This is a genomic window from Anabaena sp. UHCC 0399 (assembly GCF_034931465.1).
Classification (GTDB): Bacteria; Cyanobacteriota; Cyanobacteriia; order Cyanobacteriales; family Nostocaceae; genus Trichormus; species Trichormus minutissimus.
This window is the reverse complement of the sequence record NZ_JAYGGZ010000004.1, coordinates 1-18,450: the sequence shown is the minus strand read 5'-3', so window position 1 is coordinate 18,450 and position 18,450 is coordinate 1. Positions and strand designations below refer to the sequence as shown.

Genomic DNA, 18,450 nt, shown 5'->3' with positions numbered 1-18,450 from the left:
AGTATCTATACTGTGTAAAAACTTACGCTACGCTGGATAGATGAATTACGAAACAGCTCGCAAACTCCTAGTAGGGCAAACAACAGCAACTGAGGATAGCTCAGATGCCTTATTGACGCGGATGAAGTGGGGAAAGCCACCTGTACCCGGTCAAATCACTTCGATTTTATTAGCTTTGAAAGTGGTATTTGAAGCCCTGAAAGAATCCCCCAGCCTAGATAAAGAGCTAACTTTTGCCCTTTATCAATTAAGTATTAAGGCACAACAGCTATTTGTAGCAGGGCGGAGGGCTGGTGTAGATTGGCCGCCATTACTCAAGGAAGATTTGCTGAGAATTGCTTTAGCTGTGGAAAGTATTTTTTCTGGCGTTTGGCAAATCCCGCCTTCTGGAAGTTTTTAGGTAGTAGGAAATAGATAACTTGAGACTAAGCACTCATAGATTCAGAGGTCAGCAACCCAGACATATCCAATACTCGCTGTGACCAAGTAGATGCGGCCGCCGCAATACGTGCTGTCTCTGTTGGCTTGTCCCAAATATTTATCCAGTCTTGTTTCCAGCCCTGTAGCAAGTCTTGGAGTTGGTTTAATTCAAAATTATTAATTTCACTTTTTTGTTGTATCAAAGACAAATACAACAAATTTTCTGACAACAATACCAGAACTAATTCAGAGTTAGCACTTTTTTGTAACCAAGAGTTGAGGCGTGCTAAACAAGCTGCCAATTCTCCCAACTGTTGTGCGTGGGGTTGGTGTGAAAAACTAGCTTCAATTGCACTCCAGTTGGGCATTACAATCCTCCTAGCAATCGTTTGGTAATTTGATTAACTTGTTATCGAATTTGTAGAGATTGGATGATCATACTACGGTTGTTTTGGCTGGGGCGGATATTGATGATTGACTCAAACACGATTTCCTCAGTGTAAGGAGACCAATCAGCACCCCAAATATCCTTTTGTCTGCTACCGTCTTTCAGCAACTCTTGTTCACATTCGTAGTGGCGAACGCCTCCACCTGCAAGAATTTTGCGTTCTATGTCTACTGCTATCTTAATAAATACGTCCCAAGTTTTCAGCATTTCCTCTATCTCTTCAGAGGTAGCAGGTTCACGGATGATTAAAACCAATTGAAATTAATCCTACTCAGCAATTAACAACGTCAATTTATACACTAATTAACGTAGCCTAGCCAAGTGGGTGATTCTCAGTTGCAAGTGCAAAACTCAGCAATCTGAACAACAAAACCCCGACTTTTCAAAAGAGTCAGGGTTCTAGTTTCTCAAAACTAATTAGGACTGTCATATCCTAAACTAACGATTTCGCAGTTCTGCTTCTAACTTATCTAAGTCAGTTTTGAGTAAAACAGTCATTTGGCCTGTGAAAGCCTTACCGGTTCGTGGTTGGGCAATTTCTATCCAATAGGCGTAGCGATCGCCTACTCGTAATTCTCCCCTTAAAGCTTCTCTAATAGGAGTTTTCGCAAAACGCGCCGAGTTAATTGCACTCTGGTTAGGATATTCATAGATGGGTTGAGCATTTTTAAAGTCTTGATAAATATCTAAACCGTAAATTACCCGCAATGATTCTTGCAAACGCTGAAAACTCATGCCGTTAACAGCATCGTACATAGCTAGACGCTCGTAGCGAATCCTACTCCGGTCTTTGGTGAATTCTACTCTACCCGGAGGCAATACGGAAGCCTGAAAAGTAAATCGCTGGGCTGCTGTATCACTCTTTTGAATATATAATTTCTCTCCCCTACCAGGGCGTAGGGTGGGATGAGCTTTAATCCAAGTACCAACTTCCTCTGTACTTTGTCCTGGTAAAGCATTTGCTTTGGTATCAAATAGCATTCCCGCGCCTAGCCCAGAAACTAGAGAACAGGCGCAAATCAAAAAGTTAAGCTGAGATTTTTTGAGCATTTTCCTATACGGGAATCACAGAAAAATTTCTTCATTGTGTGGTGACAATGAAGGGATAACTATAGGATTCCCGTTTTATAGAAAGATAATGTCAAATTAGAATGGTAAGGTGTCTTGACAACGGATAGATGAGGATAAAAACAGATAAATTTGTACCTCAGCAGACAAGGCAACGCTATATAAACGCTCTATCATAAGAGAAAGGCAAGAAATAGAATAGTTATGAGTATTACCTTAAGCCCAGAGCAAGAACAGATAATTCAAGTTTTGCTAGCCACAGGTAGATTCCACAGCGTTGATGAAGTAATTAAAAGTGCATTACGCCTTTTAGAAGAAGAGACTATTTCTAATCAAGGGTGGCTTGAAGAAACTCGCACCAAGATTGATGAAGGGATAGCATCACTTGAAAGGGGAGAAGGAATTGATGGTGAAACTTTTGTGAATCAGCTTTTAACACAGTTGCAGCAAGCAAAAAAGGCTGAAAAATGAATCGGTATATTATCTCACTACCTGCTTCTCGTGATTTACAAGCTATTGCAGATTACTTCGCGGTAGAAAATGTTGAGGCTGGTGAGCGACTTTTATATGCGTTTAATCAAAAATGTCAACAACTCGTTAGCTTTCCTCATATGGGGAGAAAATATCAAGATTTGCTTCCAGACTTAAGAGGACTTCCATTAGATGGATATATTATTTTCTACATAATTACTAATGACGGAATTGAAATTGTTAGAGTTGTCAGTGCCAGACGTAATTTAACATCTCTATTTGCAAATCCAGAAGAAAACCTATAATTAATAAACTTATTAGTGCCATATTAAATCCCTTATTTTCTTCTTAAGAATTAATAGCCACTTTTATTACTTTCCGCGCTTTCATATCATGAAAAACTTGTTCTAAATCTTTTAATGGTCGCTGTTCACTAATCAATAATTCAAAGGGTATTTTACGACTAGCAATCAATGACAGCGCAGCCCGCACATATTCCGGGGTGTTGTGAAATACGCCTTTTAAGGTGAGTTCGCTGTAGTGTAATTGTTCTGTGTTGACGGTAATTGTTGTATCTCGTGGACAGCCACCGAATAAATTAACGGTAGCACCAGGGCGGGCGCAGGCGATCGCAGTTTCCCAAACGCTGGGTACTCCCGTCGCTTCAATCACCACATCTGCACCCCAACCTTCGGTAAGTTCTTTCACCACACCAGGAATATCTAGTATTTGATGATAGTTAAAGGTTTTAGCTGCACCAAGTTTTTGACCAATTTCTAGTCTGTGGTCGTTACCTCCCCACAGCAGCACCTCAGTAGTCTCCGCCAAAGTTGCCACAAACATTAACCCAATTGCCCCATCGCCCAAAACAACTACTCTATTTTTGGGTTTAACATTAGAACGGGCGATTCCATGCAGCACACAAGCCAAAGGTTCAGTCATTGCTGCCAATGCTAATGGCAACTTATCAGGAACGCGCAACATATTATGCTGCACAATGGGGGCAGGAATTTTTAAATATTCCGCAAATGTGCCGTTATTCCAAGTTAAATGGGGACATAGAGAATATTCTTGACGTTGACAAAAAAAACATTTCATGCAGGGTGCAGAGTTATTGGCGACGACGCGATCGCCTACGGTGGGGCGTAGCCCATCGCCTACTTGCCAACCTGTCACACCTCCACCTACTGCGACAATTTGCCCTGCTACTTCATGACCAAACAAAGTTGGCAGTTTCAACATCTTGGCATGACCACCACGCCGCCAAACTTTTAAATCTGTACCACAAGTAGTAGCAACCCCTACTTTAATTACTACTTCACCTAAATCTGGAGAGGGGTCTGCAACCTGTTCTAAGCGTAAATCTTCTTGACCATAAAGTAATGCTGCTAACACAGCCTTCTACCTATTAATTTAGCTCCACCTGATTTTATCAGGTAGAGCTAAAAATTACATATTTAAAAACCAAGAGATTACAGTACAGAGGAAAGAAACAACTCAGCACCCGCTAAACGCCGCGCTACCGCTAACACAACTCATAACCGGCTAAACGCTGCGCTACCGCTAACAGCACGCTGCTCAACGCCCCGCTACCGCTAACAGCACTCATAACTCAGCACTCACAGAAGATTGAGCAACTACACTAGTGTTGCGAGTGTCCACATTTGGTAAGCGATTAGTATTTAAAAGCGGAACTTCTTGTCGGCAAGACAAACAGAACCAATACAATTCACTGTGACGAACGTGGCGCAGGAGAGAACCACCGCAACATGGGCAATTGTTTGCTCGCATACTCATCATACCAATGTCCTCTTCAAAAAATTATTGTTGAAAAATGTTAAAAAAAGTTGTTGTTTAAAATTAGATTTGATCCGCATGAATATAGCCATTTAATTGGATTTGATTATTGATCACTTGTTCATAGACGGCTTCATATTTGTTAACCATTTGGATAACACTAAATTTGTCTTCTACATATTCTCTACACTGGCGACGATTTAATTCCAGAGCCGCCGGAATCATCTGAGCCATTTCATCATAGGTTTCGCAAATAAAACCTGTTTTGCCTTGTTCTATCACTTCTCTTACAGAACCTCGATTCATAGCAATTACTGGTGTACCAGTCGCCATTGATTCAATCATCACCAATCCAAAAGGTTCTTGCCAGCTAATAGGAAAAAGAGTTATTGCAGCGTTACCAAGTAATTGAGCTTTTTGTGTATGGTTAATTTCGCCTAAATATTCTATCTGCTGCCCATCTATATGGGGAAAAATTTCTTGTTCAAAAAATTTGGCATCGACTACATCAACTTTCCCCGCCATCTTCAACTTCCAGCCAGTTTTTTTAACAATTGAGATCGCATATTGTGGCCCCTTTTCGGGAGAAAATCGCCCTAAAAATGCTAAGTATGGGGGTTCTTGTGGTTGGGCAATGAATGGATAATCTGCTGTTTCAATCCCGTTATAAACGGTTTTAATATAGTTGAGATTAATTTGACGTTGGGCGTTGCTAATACTGACGTATGGCTGCTTTTGGTGATGACTAAAAACGTTCTGGTTATCTTTAGTAAAACTACCGTGCAGGGTGTGTACTGTCGGCGTTAAAACCAAACTCGCCAAGGGTAATGCCGAAATCCCTATATGGGAATGAATCAGGTCGAATTCCTTTGCTTGTTGGTAAACTTGGCTAAGTTCTAGAGTTTCATATACTGCATACTCTTGGACTGTATTGTCGAAGCGTAATGCACGCGGATAAACTGCTGCTAAATTAGCCAGGGTTTGAGAATCACCAGAAGCAAATAATGTAACCTCATGACCACGACGTACTAATTCATTGGTCAAGTGACTCACTACCAGTTCAATCCCTCCATAATTGGGAGGTGGAACTTGTTCCCACAGGGGGGCAACTTGAGCGATTTTCATAAATTGTTTTGGTTCTGTCGGTAAGATGCTCCCCACAATAAAAACTTCAATAATATTATGAGGAAATAAGATTATTACTGACACTTTTGCAATTTAAATTAACCTAATTGATACCTGAAAGGGTAATCTTAGTTAATTTGAGATCATGCGTCATAGTTACTAACCCACTGCCTTTTAAATATAACTCATGTATTCTAAGTTTCATCTACCTTGGGGATCAGAAACTAGTAAAATATTTTGTAGCAGAACTCACAATATAGTGAAATTTTGTAGCTAACAATACTAAAAATTACAGATGGGATCAATTTTTTATGGTGTCCATTTAGAGAAAATGGCTAAAAATAAAGAAACCTGATAAATATTAAATAATTCTAAAAAAATCATCGTTAAAAATTTGTTCTCTATACAGACACTGTTAATTAACTAATGAAAATCGCCACTTGGAATGTCAACTCGATTCGCACTCGTTTAGAACAAGTTATTGATTGGTTACGACAAAATCCTGTTGATGTTCTCTGTTTGCAGGAAACCAAAGTTGTAGATGCGGATTTTCCGCGATCGCCTTTAGAAGATTTAGGCTATCACCTGTATGTGTCAGGACAAAAAGCCTATAACGGTGTAGCCTTAATTAGCCAGCAACCGCTTAAAGATGTTACTACCGGATTCACAGTATTGTTACCAGACATTGATCCAGCATGGGACGAGCAAAAACGGGTAATTACTGGTGTAATAGATGGTGTGAGGATTCTAAACCTCTATGTTCCCAATGGTTCATCTGTTGGTAGTGAGAAATACGAATTTAAACTACGCTGGTTGACGGTGCTGCGGGAATATTTGCAAACACTTCTGCAATCTGAACTTGCCATCTGTATGTGTGGCGACTTTAATATTGCTCTAGAAGCCAGAGATATTCACGAACAAGTCAAAGCTGAAAATCACATCATGGCTTCTCAAGCAGAACGCCAGGCCTTACGAGATATTCTAGAATTAGGCTTTGCTGATGCCTTTCGCAAATTTACCAGCGAAGGCGGAAACTTCAGTTGGTGGGACTATCGCACCGCCGCCTTCCGTCGCAACTTGGGTTGGCGCATTGATCATCACTATTTGACATCTGTATTATACGAGCAAGCAAAAAGCTGCACTATTGACATCACCCCCAGAAAATTACCCCAACCTAGCGACCATACACCAGTAATTGTGGAATTTTAAAGTTGAGATTTTAGATTAGATATTGGGGACTGGAACACAGTGCTGAGTCAGAAGTACCGAGTAACGAGTGAAAAATTCACTCAGAACGGGCTAAACGCCCCACTACCGCTAACATGACTCAGAACTACCCATCCCTAATCCCTAATCCCTAATCCCTAATAATTATGTTTTTGGTAACTGGAGCAACGGGAGATATTGGTCGTCGAGTTGTGCGACTCCTACGCCAACGAGAGCAGTCTGTGCGGGCATTTGTCCGCCTCACGTCACGTTATGGCGAATTAGAACACCGAGGTGCAGACATCTTCATCGGTGATTTAAGGTATGAAAAAGATATTGCTAAAGCTTGTCAGGGTGTTCAATATATAATCAGCACCCACGGTTCTGATAGTGATGCTCTTGCCCTAGATTACCGGGCTAATATTGAACTGATTGATCAGGCTAAAGCTAATAGAGTACAGCATTTTGTCTTTATTTCTGTACTAGGAGCTGAACGGGGGTATGAAGATGCTCCCGTGTTTAAAGCTAAACGGGCTGTAGAACGCTATTTAGCTGCTAGTGGTATCAATTACACTATTTTCCGTCCGGCTGGATTAGCATCTAACTTGCTTCCCTTGGCAGAAAGATTCCGTGAAACAGGGTTATATCTATTGATTGGCGACCCTAAAAACCGTACTTCCATCGTCAGTACGGATGATTTAGCCAGGATAGTAGTAGATTCAATCACTGTTGGCGGTGCTGTTAACCAAATATTTCCAGTCGGAGGGCCAGAGATTTTATTCCGTGAAGATATTCCCCAAATTTTTAGTCGCATCTTTAATAAAGAGCCAATTGTAATTAGCTCTCCATTATTAGTAGTGGATGGGTTACGGGGTGTGTTGGGTTTAATTAATCCGAAAGCACAACAGGCTTTAGGAACTTTTCGGACATTACTGTCCAATGAGTTTTTCTGTAGAAAAGAGGAAATAGCTAACATAGAGCAAACTTTCAATTTCTCTTTAGAAACCCTAGAAAGTTTTTTACGGCGATATTTAGCAGTTTAAGTTTGGTTATGGGGCATAGGGAATGGGTCATGGGATATAACAGAATACCAATCCCCAAGTCCCAATCCCCAAGTCCCAATCCCCAAGTCCCAATCCCCAATTCCCAATCCCCAATCCCCAGTCCCCAATATGAAAAATTCCCTAGCAGCCAATGCTGCTCAAGCACGTCAAACCAAAGAACAATTTGCTAGACCAGAAGATCAACTATCCTACGAACTGGGTAAAGCCGTTAAGGAATTACCGCCGCTTTACACTAGATTATTAGCAGGAACAATTAGCTTAGTAGTATTTGGCGCGATCGCCTGGGCTGGTTTCTCAGAAATCGACGAAGTAGCAGTTGGACAAGGGGAATTAATCGCTTCCACCCAGGTACGTCCAGTTACATCTCTAGGTAATGGCGATATTGTTTCTATCAAGGTGAAAGAAGGCGATATCGTCACCAAAGATCAAGCCCTGATTCAGCGTGACCTAGAACTAAAACAAACCGATGTCACACGCCTAGCTCAAAGCACTAAATTAATTCGAGAAGATTTGCAGCGTTTGCAAGCAGAACGCATTGGTGGTCAAACCACTACTACAGACATCCAAGATGAACTACTAAAATCCCGGCTGCGTGACTACCAAGCACGTCAAGCAGCCGCAGAAGCCGAAGCTAATCGTCAAAAAGCACTTATCGACCAAGCAAAAGTCCGCTTTACACGATTGCAAGATAATCTCGCCAGTGCCAAAACCAGCGTTATTAATGCTAAAACGAACCTTGTCAATGCCGAAAACATCCGTGTCAAGGTAGAAAGTAATCTAGAAATTTCCCAAAGCCGCGAAGAAAATCTCCGTACTCTGATTACGCCTGGTGCTGTTCCTAGAGTCGATTATCTAGAAGCAAAAGAAAGACTAACTCGCACCCAGACAGATATTACCAGGGCTAAAGACGAAGTAACAAATGCCAAAAATAGATTAACAGAAGCTCAAGACAGAGTTACATCCCTACAAAAAGATATAGCAGCTCAAGTTCAAGAAATTCGCCAAGTCGAAGAAGCCTACCAAGCCGCCCGTAGTCAAGTACAACGTGTAGCATCAGAACGTCAAAGTGAAATTTTGACCCAGATAAATAAACGCCAAGAAGAACTCACCAATATTTCCGGTCAGTTGGAGCAAGCCAGAAAAGAAACAGACGGAGAAACTATCAAAGCTCCAGTAGCAGGTACTATCTATAAAATTAAGGCAACTAAGGGGCCAGTACAAGCAGGGGAAGAATTACTGTCAATCTTACCGGAAGGGGAAGAAATTTTGCTAGAAGTGAAAGTTCTCAACCGCGATATTGGCTTTATCCAAAAAGGAATGAAAGCAAAAGTGAAAATCGCTACCTTCCCTTTCCAAGAATTCGGAACTATTGATGGTGAAGTTGTCCAAGTCAGTCCCAACGCCACTATTGATAAAGATTTAGGTTTAGTTTTTCCTACTAGAATCAAACTGAAAAAACACTCTCTAAATGTTCGAGGTGAGGAGGTAGCATTTACTCCCGGTATGGCAGCTACAGGTGAAATTGTGACACGTAAAAAATCAATTTTGACTTTCATCATCGAACCCGTAACTCGTCGATTTAGTGAGGCATTCTCTGTCAGATAATCGACTTTGGTAGGGTGTGTTATGCCACAGGCTAACGCATTTGCATAATAAAGGGGAAAAGAGCGATCGCTATATCTACGTGCTTCCAGATGACAACTGTGTTTGATATCGTTGGATTAGCAACAAAAAAGGAGTCTAATTAGACCCCTTTTTTTATTCAAGAATATTTAAGCAATTGATGCGGAAAGCAGAATGTAAATATCTGCTGGCTTCTGACTTAATTACTTAACTGTCACCTTAGCACCAGCTTCTTCAATCCGCTTCTTAGCGTCTTCAGCAGCGTCCTTAGCGATCGCTTCTTTAACTGCTTTAGGTGCAGCTTCTACCAAGTCTTTTGCTTCTTTCAGACCCAAACCAGTGATTTCCCGTACAACTTTCAGTACAGCAATTTTCTTATCAGCTGGTACAGATTCTAGAATTACATCAAACTCGGTTTTTTCTTCTACTGGTTCAGCAGCAGCAGCACCAGGAGCAGCCATCATCATCATTCCACCAGCAGGCGCAGCAGCACTTACGCCAAAAGCTTCTTCAATTTGCTTAACTAGCTCGGAAGCTTCCAACAAGGTCAAAGATTTCAATTGTTCTAGAATTTGGTCGGTTGCAGTAGACATTTATATTACTCCCGTAATTTTGATTTGTTTTTTTGGTAATTGGCAGTTTGTCATAGGTAATTGGTTTTTTATGACCCCTTATCTATTCCTCACTAGCACTCTCATCGCCACTATTTTCTTTATCAGCGACAGCTTGCAAAGCACGCCCCAGTCCACTGGGAACTTCGTTGATACCCACAGCCACTTTTGTCGCCAAAGCGTTGATCGCTCCAGCAATTTGAGCCATGAGTTCTTCTTTTGATGGCAAGTCTCCTAAAGCCTTGACATCCGGTGCTTGGAGCAAGCGACCATCCATTACACCGCCGCGAAGTTCTGTCTTCTTAGAGGCTTTTTGGAAGTCTTGATAAGCTTTAATTGCAGAAGAAAAATCTTCTTCAACTAATAAAAAGGCAGAAGCACCTTTCAACAACTCCGACAGGGGTTGCCATTTTTCATCGTCTTTTATGGCAATACCCATAAAAGTGTTCTTAGTCACTTTGCAGCTAGTGCCAGTGGGACGCAACCGCCGCCGTAAGTCGGTAATTTCGGCAACTGTCAGCCCTTGGTAATCAATTACCAGTGCCAAAGTTGACTGACTCAAAGTTTGTTTGAGATCAGCTACTATCTCTTTTTTGTTTTCTAGTGTTCTACCCATGTCGGTTTCACCTCCCGAAAATAATTGTCGATTTCTCTGTGATGATTTTTATCTGACTAGGGCATAACAACAAACCCCAGCTATGTTAGCCGGGGTTGAGGATTAATACTCTGGCTGCCATGACAAGACACAATTATGAGTCTCGCTTGTGGCAATAGAGCTTTACCTAGGCAGGATATTAAGCGATTAGCACCTGCGGTCTCCGGCTTTGCTTATTAAATTTTGGGGAAAGTGGTGAGTTTGGTAAATTCCTACTACCCACTCTCTACTTACTAATTAAGCAGCTTCAGTCAGTTTATAATCTCGTAGAGCAGCAATATCGAGTTTAATTGATGGTCCCATCGTGGCAGACACATAAATTGAACGCCAGTAGCGGCCTTTTGCTCCTGAAGGACGGTTACGGTCAATCGTCTCTTGCAAAGCCTTCAGGTTGATCAATAAATCTTCAGGCGCGAAGGTTGCCTTACCAAACATAACATGAACTATGCCTGTACGGTCAGCCCGGAATTCTAATTTACCTGCTTTAAATTCCGCGATCGCACTTGCTACGTCAAATGTGACTGTACCACCTTTTGGTGATGGCATCAAACCACGAGGGCCTAACAATTTACCAAGTTTTGCCACCTGTGGCATTACATCTGGTGTGGCGATCAATTTGTCAAAATCCATGCGCCCTTTTTGGATTTCGTCAATTAGTTCTTCAGAACCAACTATGTCAGCACCAGCATTGGAGGCTTCGGAAACTTTTTCACCACGGGAAATCACAGCTACTCGGACAATTTGCCCTGTACCTTTGGGTAGTGCGACTGTGGTACGTAATTGTTGGTCTGTATATTTTGGATCAATACCTAGGCGAATATGAGCTTCTGCTGCTTCCGCAAATTTAGCTGTGGCAGTTTCTTTCAGAAGTAATAAAGCGTCTAAAGGTGTGTATTCTCTATCTTCCACCTTGGCTTGCAGTCCTTGCAAGCGTCGGGATACTTTTTTTGTCATTTTTATCTCCTGGGGTAACTTACGAAGCTTCGCTTCTCCCCCGATTCAATACGTGGATTTTAGATTTTAAATTTCGGATTGATTTTCGATGTGATCTGAATTTTTCGCTCAAAACGCATCATCAATCTGTGATGGTGACACCCATATTTTTAGCTGTTCCTGCCACAATGTTCATTGCCGCATCTATATCATTGGCGTTGAGGTCAGGTAGTTTGGTTTGGGCAATTTCCCGCAATTGGGCTGTAGTAATTGAGCCTACTTTCTTTTTGTTGGGTTCGTTAGAACCTCTTTCAATTTTCGCTGCCTTGCGAATCAGTACGGATGCTGGTGGCGTTTTGAGTACAAATGTAAAACTCCGGTCTTCATAAACCGAAATTTCTACAGGAATTACCATACCAGCTTGGTCTGCTGTTTTGGCGTTGTACTCTTTGCAGAACATCATGATGTTCACACCATGTTGACCCAATGCAGGGCCAACTGGGGGTGCTGGGTTGGCTTTTCCAGCATTCAGGGCCAGTTTAATGACCGCTACTACTTTCTTCGCCATTTGTATTTAGCTCTGTTTTTCTACCTGATTAAATTCCAGTTCTACTGGTGTATCTCGCCCGAAAATCGATAGTAAGGCTTTTAGTTTACTCCGTTCTGGACTAACCTCAATTACCTCACCTTCAAAGTCCTTAAATGGGCCAGAAAGCACAACTATCTTATCACCTGTCGCCATGTCAATTTTGACAACTGGCTCTTGTTCGGTGGTTTGTTTGAATATGCGTTCTACTTCTGAGTGGCTTAAGGGTAATGGCTTAACGTGACCACGACTTTTGCCTGTGCCACGTTTTTGTTCCGCTCCCACAAAGTTAATTACATGGGATGTATTGCGTACTACTTGCCAAGTATCATCATCCAACATCATCCGTACTAACACATAGCCAGGAAATACTTTTTCCTCTGTATGATGACGGCTACCATCTTTGCGAATTTTCACTGATGGTGTGTGAGGGATTTCTACTTGGACAATTTTATCGCCCACATCAAAAGTTTGGATGCGCTGCTCCAAGTTAGTTTTGACCCGTTTTTCGCAGCCTGAGGCTACTTGTACTGCATACCAGCGTGCTTCTTTTGACGCTGCTTCTGCTGTTTCCTCTGACTGCAACGCCGAGTTCATTGGTTCGTCTGTTGCAGAAGTCATCAGAATACCTGCTTTGCTGCCCAAGAAAACAATCCATCAACCAAATATATTAAAGAAGCTGAGAGTGTCACCATTAACAACACGGCAGCTGATTCGCTGACTAGTTGCTTGCGACTGGGCCAAACTACTTTCTCTAGTTCTTCTCTTGTTCCTTGGAAGAAATTGAGGAAGTTAAACCCACTTGGAGTTTCTGCTATTTCTGCTTCATTCTTTTTGGCCACGGTCGTTTATCCCCCCATCTTTTTCAATACAGCTATACTCTGCTAGTTTTCATCCAGGTTGACAGCTTTAACTCCATCAAATATTAACTGGAAGCAAAAAGCTGCAAGTATAAAACAACTACACCCGAAATCAATAGCACTTTCTGCTATCTTAGCAGGTGTGCTACTGCTTCGGGCTGTGTTTTTACTTTCGAGCGCGCCCTGGAGGACTTGAACCCCCGACATCAGGTTTTGGAGACCTGCGTTCTACCAACTGAACTAAGAGCGCACAAGCTGGGTTGGGTTTGTTTGCTACGTTGAACTTTTTGAGTTTAACGCACAATCGTTATGATAACACATTTTTATTGAAGAAACAAACTAGCGGCAGATGCCGCCTGTTAACTAAAAATTTCTGGCATACTCAAGAGCCATAAAGTTATAAAGCCCGGTCAAAGCGTTGCTTAATCCGGGTAGCTTTACCAACACGGCCTCGGAGGTAGTAGAGTTTGGCACGTCTGACTTTACCGCGACGGATAACTTTGATGCTATCAATCCGAGGAGAATGGAGGAGAAATACTCGTTCCACTCCTACACCTTGGAAAACTTTGCGAACTGTAATGGTTTCGTTAATACCACCGTTACGCATAGCAATTACAACACCTTCGTAGGGTTGCACGCGGTATTTTTCGCCTTCTTTAATCTTTACGCCGACTTTTACAGTGTCGCCCACGTAAATTTGGGGGAGGTTGGATTTTAGATGTTCCGCTTCAATGGAACGGATAATTTCTTGAGCATTCATGGCTGGTCTGATTAAAAATCTCACGATCATCCATCATAAATGGATAATCATCTTTCAGTCCACTACTTGAAGTAACTCTATTGAAAATAGACCTAGGGAATAGGGTGTAAAGATATAGAGGAAAGGCATTTTTATGTTTGGTTGTGGGTTTCTCTAGTGAGGAGCTGTTTGGCCACTTTTGTCATGTTCCACTAGTCTGTAGCCTCCCACCTAGTATTTTCCAGAAATTACTCGCTATCTAGGTTATATCCCCAATACGATCTGTGAGGAATGGCGGTTATATTGTAAAAACTTTTGTTCCAGGTGTGAGATTTATGAAATTTAGTATTGTCATCTCTACCTATAACCGCCTACACTTACTACGTCGTGCGATCGACTCTGCGCTAAAACAGACTATTCCTTGTGAGGTAGTTGTTGCTGATGACTGCTCATCTGAGGATACAGAAAAATATGTCAGGAGTTTGGGTAGCTCTGTAGTCTATCATCGCAACCAAGTCAATCAAGGTCATGCAGCAACAGTCAATGCTGGCGTAGAGAAAGCTAGCGGTGATTGGATCAAGTTTTTAGATGATGATGACTATTTAGATGTTAATTGTATTGAACAGATGGCTAAGGCGATCGCACTTTGTCCTGATGCTGTGATTTGCTCTTGTATCGCGGCTCAAGTCGATACAAATGCAATGGAACTCAGCCGTACTCCTCTCTTTGGCCCTGGTTTAGCTTTTTATATTCCCCAAGTAGATATTCACTACGGTATGCTCTTGGAGTTAGTCCCATTTGGTACACCGGTTCAAGTTGCTTGCCGCCGTGATGCTTTTTTGAAAACAGGTGGCTGGGATTCTCAATTAAACACCAACTGTGATGATATAGATTCTTGGATTCGCATTGCTAAATTTGGCCACGGAATTTTCCTCAATCAGTGTCTTGCTTATCGGACAATTTGGCCTGGTGCTTATAATCAAAAATTCTCTTTCATTCAGCGTTTAAATACAAATGTTTTGATGAAGGAAAAGATATACTCTTTAGTTAATAAGAAGCACCATGATTACTTACCTGATATAGAAGAGATTAAACAATATTTAAAATTACATTGGACTGTAGTCGCTTTAAAAAAGAAAGATTTACAAGGTTTTTTAGGATTATTAAATATATCTTTATGCTCTTTTGCTAATTGGAAGTTTTTACTGACTGTGCTTTACTCACGGCGATTAAAAATGCATAGTTCCCATGTTAAAAAGTTTGTATTAATTGATGATTTTCAAAAATGCAGTAAATATAAAATTCATTAAGTAAATTCTTAACTTTATGTAAGTAAGTCCGTGGGAATAAACCTAAATATGTTAAGTAATATAAAATTATTGTGATCGAGTTCGTAGTAAGGACTTAATTCCTTACTACGAACCTTTAATTATTTCCGCCGTTCTATTTATAGGAATCCTACGAGAATATTGCTCAGTATCCTGAGAAGAAACCCTTTTTATATATAGCGAGCTTATAGGTGGGTTAGTTGTTCAAAAATCAAATAGGAGTTCTATCTTTAACTGAATATAGATTTGAAAAATTGCGTTTGACGTATAGGGAATATTAAAACAAGCTTTGACAAATTAATAATCTTCTTTGTTAAGAGTAGACGCATTGGTGGTGCGTCACCCGCTATGAATTAAAGAAACAGTTAAAATTACAGATGCAACCAAACAATACATTTTTAAAAATCTGAGCTATTGATTATTCCTGATATATTGTCTGACTAAATTAATACTTATAAACTCAAGTAAAACCCTGGTAATAGCAACTTTTTTTGCAATCTGAATCTTCCCAAACAATGATAATTACTGGAAGTTCAGTATTTTTGCATGAGTAAGAACATAGCTATTTACTTAGTGCCAAAATTAAAGCTCACTTAATAAATACCCCATTTAGCTTTTCAAAGAGTAGGGTGAATTGCTCTTGCCCAGGAATTTAATTATACAATTATTAACTTAATTACTGAGAGCAAATAGGCAAATTAACATCAATAAAAAAATTAAGATTGTCTGCCTAATTTTAAATTTACCGCTACTCCTATGACAGCTTTGTTTTTGATTACTGAGTATTATCAACAGCATTACGCAACCGCATTAGTTGACGGCGCATTTGAGGTGAAGCTTTAAATTCAGAAATCTCCTGCGCTTTAACAGATGCTTGTAGCATCTCTAAGAAATCATCAGAGCCTTCTGTCAAAGCGTCTAGTAGCACTTGCAACAGTTGTTCGCGATCGCCTAATAAACTCTTTTCCTCAATCAGTCGGAATTTCAGATGTATTTCGCAATCATAAACACCTACTTCGATATTATTTATCTGCCGTGGTAATGCTTTCGAGTTCATAGTTTTGAGGATTCCTGTACTTGGTGGTTACGAGGTAAGGACTTATATTTCCAGAAAAAATTCTTTATATTTTTTTGAATCCACTCTGGTGGAATTAAGAATCTTTTTTCAAGTCATAGCATTTATCTTCCATTGCACTCTCCTGTATGTTTTTAGACAGACTTGCAGCTTTTAGCTTGTCATCTACCTGTGTCAGATGCTTTTAAAGCAAGCCATAACTATTATTCAGTTTTTGAGATTGTATACAATAAAGTTTCTGTAAGAAGTTGTTCTAGCTTTTTAAAGCTTTTTACATCAACTTTATTTTTAAGTCAATAACAGTTTGAGTTTTTACTAAACTTTTGGTGTTTACACGTAAGTAAATCCGCTAGTTTTTTGAGCTTTTATTAGAGCCAGAGGTATTTTTATCGTCACTACGTAAAATTACTTGATGTACGTTTTTTTCAACATAAAATTCAGGAGAGTAAAATAAACAATTTTATCAAGATTAAAATCTTGGTTTTAAACCATAGCATAGACTAGAAGCTAAATTAGCCGGAATTTCCTCACCTCAGTTTGTGAGTAACAGGGAATTAGGCATTAGACATGAGTTACTCTCTACCTTGTAACCAGTCACCAGTCCTAGGCGTTCTTTACATTTTGAATTTTGAATTGATTAGTTCCCCGTTCCCTTTATTAGTCCCTGGTGTAGCGTCTACAATGATTTCAGTATCATCAACCTAAATCTCAGATCCTAGCTATGGACAACCCGACGCTGCTCAAGTCTACAACTCGTCATATACGCATTTTCGCAGGAGAAATTGACCGGGACGGCGAACTGGTTCCCAGTAATCAGGTCTTAACATTGGATGTTGACCCAGACAACGAATTTAACTGGAACGAAGACGCTTTGCAAAAGATTTATCGTAAATTTGATGAACTAGTGGAAGAATCCAGTGGTGTAGACCTCACAGACTACAACTTACGTCGGATTGGTTCTGATTTAGAGCATTATTTGCGATCGCTCCTGCAAACAGGCGAAATCAGCTACAATCTCTCTGCGCGGGTCACTAACTATAGTATGGGACTCCCCCAAGTGGCTGTTGAGTAGAAGTAAATAGTCTTTATGTTTTGCTAGTGCCTAGCTGCACTAGTGGGGTGCTGAAATCTGTACCTGGGACAAAACCGGGTTTCTTGAGAATATATGAGGCTGAAGCCCCCGATTCTTCGTGGAGAAACCCGGTTTTTTAGGTATTGTTGAGAATATTGCCAGATGCTAAGTTTTAACGGATTCAAAGATTGAGCCATATCAGTTGAACCTGACGTTAGCTTTAAACTAAGACATAAATTTCTTGGCTAATGAAAAAGCCAGTGCAAAATAATAAGTTAACTTTCCCCTATCTCCACATTTAACTTATTTGCGAATCTATATTGATTGAGTAATTCGCAAATAGATAGATAATTATTCAGGAATATATAGTAGATTCTGATACAAAAATTTGCCTAAAAAATAGCAATAATACTTTCACGTTATGAAATAACTGATTTTTATTTCATATAGATGGATACAACCTTGAATTTTGGAATTGCCTAATTTTAAAAAATTGCGCTCCCAATTTATGTCAGCATAGTGCAGAACTATCTTTCGTTGAAATTTGTTAACTTTAACAAGTTAAATTTTGTGAAGTTCTTTTACTTAGTCGCGCTTAATGCCTAATTGGCTTTCAGGAAATGCGTACACCAGAACAGATGAAGAGTGCTGAATTGAAAGTGCTGTAAAGCCCTGCGGGCATAGCTGCGCTTAGAGCAAAAGCGGGGCGTTGGGCAGCGAGCGTACTCTTTTTCTTACTCAGGACTCAGCACCGGCTAAACGCCGCGCTACCGCTAACAGGACGGGCTAAACGCCCCGCTACCGCTAACAGGACTCTTAAAAATCGGCTACTCATGGGAAAACCCACAACCAAATATGAATATATACCTGATGCCGATAAAGTTAACAGGAGATTTTGAGATTTTGCACTCTGTGAAGTAGAACAAAATTTGTTTAAACAGCAGCCATCTTAATCCTTAATTAAAGTTCATAGCGGTGCAGCAAATTATAAACTGGAAAAAAAGCCTGCTTACTCACAAAGTCATACACTACCAGGAAAAATGAGATATATAGTTGTAGTTATGCTTGAGAAACAGGGTGTAAGTGAGTTTATCTAGTGATAGGGAGTTGCAAAATAGAAGCTATGATGAGGCTGTATGGTTGACAGAAGAGCCTGTTCTTTGCATAGATTGTAAATTAAGTATTAGTATTTTCTGGTATCTACCAGATAAAATCATCATCCCAAGTTGGATACGTCCAATTGAAGAGAAATGAGCGGTTTATATTGTTGAAGAAATTGCCAATCGCTGATCGGTGCGAACACTATGACAAATGATGCGGCAACGCTCCTCCACTGCCCAAATTGTCAGGCTACAAACCTCCTGACTAA

22 protein-coding genes, 1 tRNA gene and 1 other annotated feature are annotated in these 18,450 nt (G+C 40.5%); of the genes, 8 read left to right on the top strand and 15 right to left on the bottom strand.

Features of this window, described 5'->3' with window-relative positions; all coding sequences use genetic code 11:
- Positions 1 to 40: 40 nt before the first annotated feature.
- Positions 41 to 400: a Dethiobiotin synthetase gene (locus VB693_RS03020; protein ID WP_323264994.1), complete on the top strand. Its 360-nt coding sequence runs from the start codon at positions 41 to 43 to the stop codon at positions 398 to 400.
- A gap of 25 nt (positions 401 to 425) precedes the next feature.
- Here VB693_RS03020 and VB693_RS03015 read toward each other — a convergent pair whose 3' ends face one another.
- The 3 genes from VB693_RS03015 to VB693_RS03005 all read right to left on the bottom strand — a co-directional run bounded on the left by VB693_RS03015 (position 426) and on the right by VB693_RS03005 (position 1,918).
- A complete protein-coding gene (locus VB693_RS03015) occupies positions 426 to 788 on the bottom strand; it encodes a hypothetical protein (RefSeq protein ID WP_323264993.1) in 363 nt (120 codons plus the stop codon).
- A gap of 41 nt (positions 789 to 829) precedes the next feature.
- Entirely contained in the window at positions 830 to 1,123 is a 294-nt protein-coding gene (locus tag VB693_RS03010) for a DUF5674 family protein (RefSeq protein ID WP_323264992.1), read from the bottom strand.
- 183 nt (positions 1,124 to 1,306) lie between these two features.
- The gene (locus VB693_RS03005; protein WP_323264991.1) at positions 1,307 to 1,918 is read right to left on the bottom strand and encodes a hypothetical protein; all 612 of its coding nucleotides are present in this window, start codon (positions 1,916 to 1,918) and stop codon (positions 1,307 to 1,309) included.
- 222 nt (positions 1,919 to 2,140) lie between these two features.
- On the opposite strand from VB693_RS03005, the gene VB693_RS03000 reads away from it, so the two are divergent.
- Together VB693_RS03000 and VB693_RS02995 are read left to right on the top strand one after the other, a co-directional pair.
- The gene (locus tag VB693_RS03000; protein ID WP_190704487.1) at positions 2,141 to 2,407 is read left to right on the top strand and encodes a type II toxin-antitoxin system ParD family antitoxin; all 267 of its coding nucleotides are present in this window, start codon (positions 2,141 to 2,143) and stop codon (positions 2,405 to 2,407) included.
- Positions 2,404 to 2,712, top strand: a complete 309-nt coding sequence (locus tag VB693_RS02995) for a type II toxin-antitoxin system RelE/ParE family toxin (RefSeq protein ID WP_323264990.1) — start codon at positions 2,404 to 2,406, stop codon at positions 2,710 to 2,712. The genes VB693_RS03000 and VB693_RS02995 overlap by 4 nt, the downstream gene beginning before the upstream one ends.
- 43 nt (positions 2,713 to 2,755) lie before the next feature.
- On the opposite strand, the gene VB693_RS02990 is transcribed toward VB693_RS02995, so the two are convergent.
- The 3 genes from VB693_RS02990 to VB693_RS02980 form a co-directional block, all read right to left on the bottom strand.
- The gene (locus tag VB693_RS02990; RefSeq protein WP_323264989.1) at positions 2,756 to 3,802 is read right to left on the bottom strand and encodes a zinc-dependent alcohol dehydrogenase; all 1,047 of its coding nucleotides are present in this window, start codon (positions 3,800 to 3,802) and stop codon (positions 2,756 to 2,758) included.
- 210 nt (positions 3,803 to 4,012) lie between these two features.
- On the bottom strand, positions 4,013 to 4,204 hold the full coding sequence (locus VB693_RS02985) for a hypothetical protein (protein ID WP_190704661.1): 192 nt from the start codon (positions 4,202 to 4,204) through the stop codon (positions 4,013 to 4,015).
- Positions 4,205 to 4,267: 63 nt separating this feature from the next.
- Positions 4,268 to 5,329: a glycosyltransferase family 4 protein gene (locus tag VB693_RS02980; protein ID WP_323265117.1), complete on the bottom strand. Its 1,062-nt coding sequence runs from the start codon at positions 5,327 to 5,329 to the stop codon at positions 4,268 to 4,270.
- 426 nt (positions 5,330 to 5,755) lie between these two features.
- On the opposite strand from VB693_RS02980, the gene xth reads away from it, so the two are divergent.
- From xth to VB693_RS02965, 3 genes are all read left to right on the top strand, one after another.
- Positions 5,756 to 6,538 carry an exodeoxyribonuclease III gene (gene xth / locus VB693_RS02975; RefSeq protein WP_190704496.1) on the top strand — a complete coding sequence of 261 codons (783 nt, stop codon included), beginning with the start codon at positions 5,756 to 5,758 and terminating at the stop codon, positions 6,536 to 6,538.
- A gap of 164 nt (positions 6,539 to 6,702) precedes the next feature.
- The gene (locus VB693_RS02970; RefSeq protein ID WP_323264988.1) at positions 6,703 to 7,578 is read left to right on the top strand and encodes an SDR family oxidoreductase; all 876 of its coding nucleotides are present in this window, start codon (positions 6,703 to 6,705) and stop codon (positions 7,576 to 7,578) included.
- A gap of 129 nt (positions 7,579 to 7,707) precedes the next feature.
- Complete coding sequence (locus VB693_RS02965) at positions 7,708 to 9,204, top strand: HlyD family efflux transporter periplasmic adaptor subunit (protein WP_323264987.1); 1,497 nt, start codon at positions 7,708 to 7,710, stop codon at positions 9,202 to 9,204.
- 221 nt (positions 9,205 to 9,425) lie between these two features.
- On the opposite strand, the gene rplL is transcribed toward VB693_RS02965, so the two are convergent.
- The 8 genes from rplL to rplS form a co-directional block, all read right to left on the bottom strand.
- Positions 9,426 to 9,815, bottom strand: a complete 390-nt coding sequence (rplL, locus tag VB693_RS02960; protein ID WP_190704506.1) for a 50S ribosomal protein L7/L12 — start codon at positions 9,813 to 9,815, stop codon at positions 9,426 to 9,428.
- Positions 9,816 to 9,897: 82 nt separating this feature from the next.
- A complete protein-coding gene (rplJ, locus tag VB693_RS02955; RefSeq protein ID WP_323264986.1) occupies positions 9,898 to 10,449 on the bottom strand; it encodes a 50S ribosomal protein L10 in 552 nt (183 codons plus the stop codon).
- Between the two features lie 59 nt (positions 10,450 to 10,508).
- Positions 10,509 to 10,673, bottom strand: a sequence feature (ribosomal protein L10 leader region).
- A gap of 52 nt (positions 10,674 to 10,725) precedes the next feature.
- Positions 10,726 to 11,442, bottom strand: coding sequence for a 50S ribosomal protein L1 (gene rplA / locus VB693_RS02950; protein WP_190704512.1), 717 nt, complete (start codon positions 11,440 to 11,442; stop codon positions 10,726 to 10,728).
- Between the two features lie 121 nt (positions 11,443 to 11,563).
- The gene (rplK, locus tag VB693_RS02945; protein WP_190704514.1) at positions 11,564 to 11,989 is read right to left on the bottom strand and encodes a 50S ribosomal protein L11; all 426 of its coding nucleotides are present in this window, start codon (positions 11,987 to 11,989) and stop codon (positions 11,564 to 11,566) included.
- A gap of 6 nt (positions 11,990 to 11,995) precedes the next feature.
- Positions 11,996 to 12,628, bottom strand: a complete 633-nt coding sequence (gene nusG, locus VB693_RS02940) for a transcription termination/antitermination protein NusG (protein WP_237989020.1) — start codon at positions 12,626 to 12,628, stop codon at positions 11,996 to 11,998.
- Positions 12,628 to 12,849, bottom strand: a complete 222-nt coding sequence (gene secE / locus VB693_RS02935; RefSeq protein WP_190704521.1) for a preprotein translocase subunit SecE — start codon at positions 12,847 to 12,849, stop codon at positions 12,628 to 12,630. Before secE ends, nusG begins: the two co-directional genes overlap by 1 nt.
- Positions 12,850 to 13,044: 195 nt before the next feature.
- Positions 13,045 to 13,117: transfer RNA gene (locus tag VB693_RS02930), tRNA-Trp, on the bottom strand.
- A gap of 147 nt (positions 13,118 to 13,264) precedes the next feature.
- Positions 13,265 to 13,627, bottom strand: a complete 363-nt coding sequence (gene rplS / locus VB693_RS02925) for a 50S ribosomal protein L19 (protein WP_190704667.1) — start codon at positions 13,625 to 13,627, stop codon at positions 13,265 to 13,267.
- 314 nt (positions 13,628 to 13,941) lie between these two features.
- On the opposite strand from rplS, the gene VB693_RS02920 reads away from it, so the two are divergent.
- Entirely contained in the window at positions 13,942 to 14,916 is a 975-nt protein-coding gene (locus tag VB693_RS02920; protein WP_323264985.1) for a glycosyltransferase family 2 protein, read from the top strand.
- A 793-nt stretch (positions 14,917 to 15,709) separates the two neighbouring features.
- Here the strand turns inward: VB693_RS02920 and VB693_RS02915 are convergent.
- Positions 15,710 to 15,991 carry an Npun_R1517 family heterocyst differentiation transcriptional regulator gene (locus tag VB693_RS02915; protein WP_190704527.1) on the bottom strand — a complete coding sequence of 94 codons (282 nt, stop codon included), beginning with the start codon at positions 15,989 to 15,991 and terminating at the stop codon, positions 15,710 to 15,712.
- A 739-nt stretch (positions 15,992 to 16,730) separates the two neighbouring features.
- Here VB693_RS02915 and VB693_RS02910 point away from each other — a divergent pair.
- Complete coding sequence (locus tag VB693_RS02910) at positions 16,731 to 17,081, top strand: NAD(P)H-quinone oxidoreductase subunit M (RefSeq protein WP_190704530.1); 351 nt, start codon at positions 16,731 to 16,733, stop codon at positions 17,079 to 17,081.
- Positions 17,082 to 18,450: the final 1,369 nt, after the last annotated feature.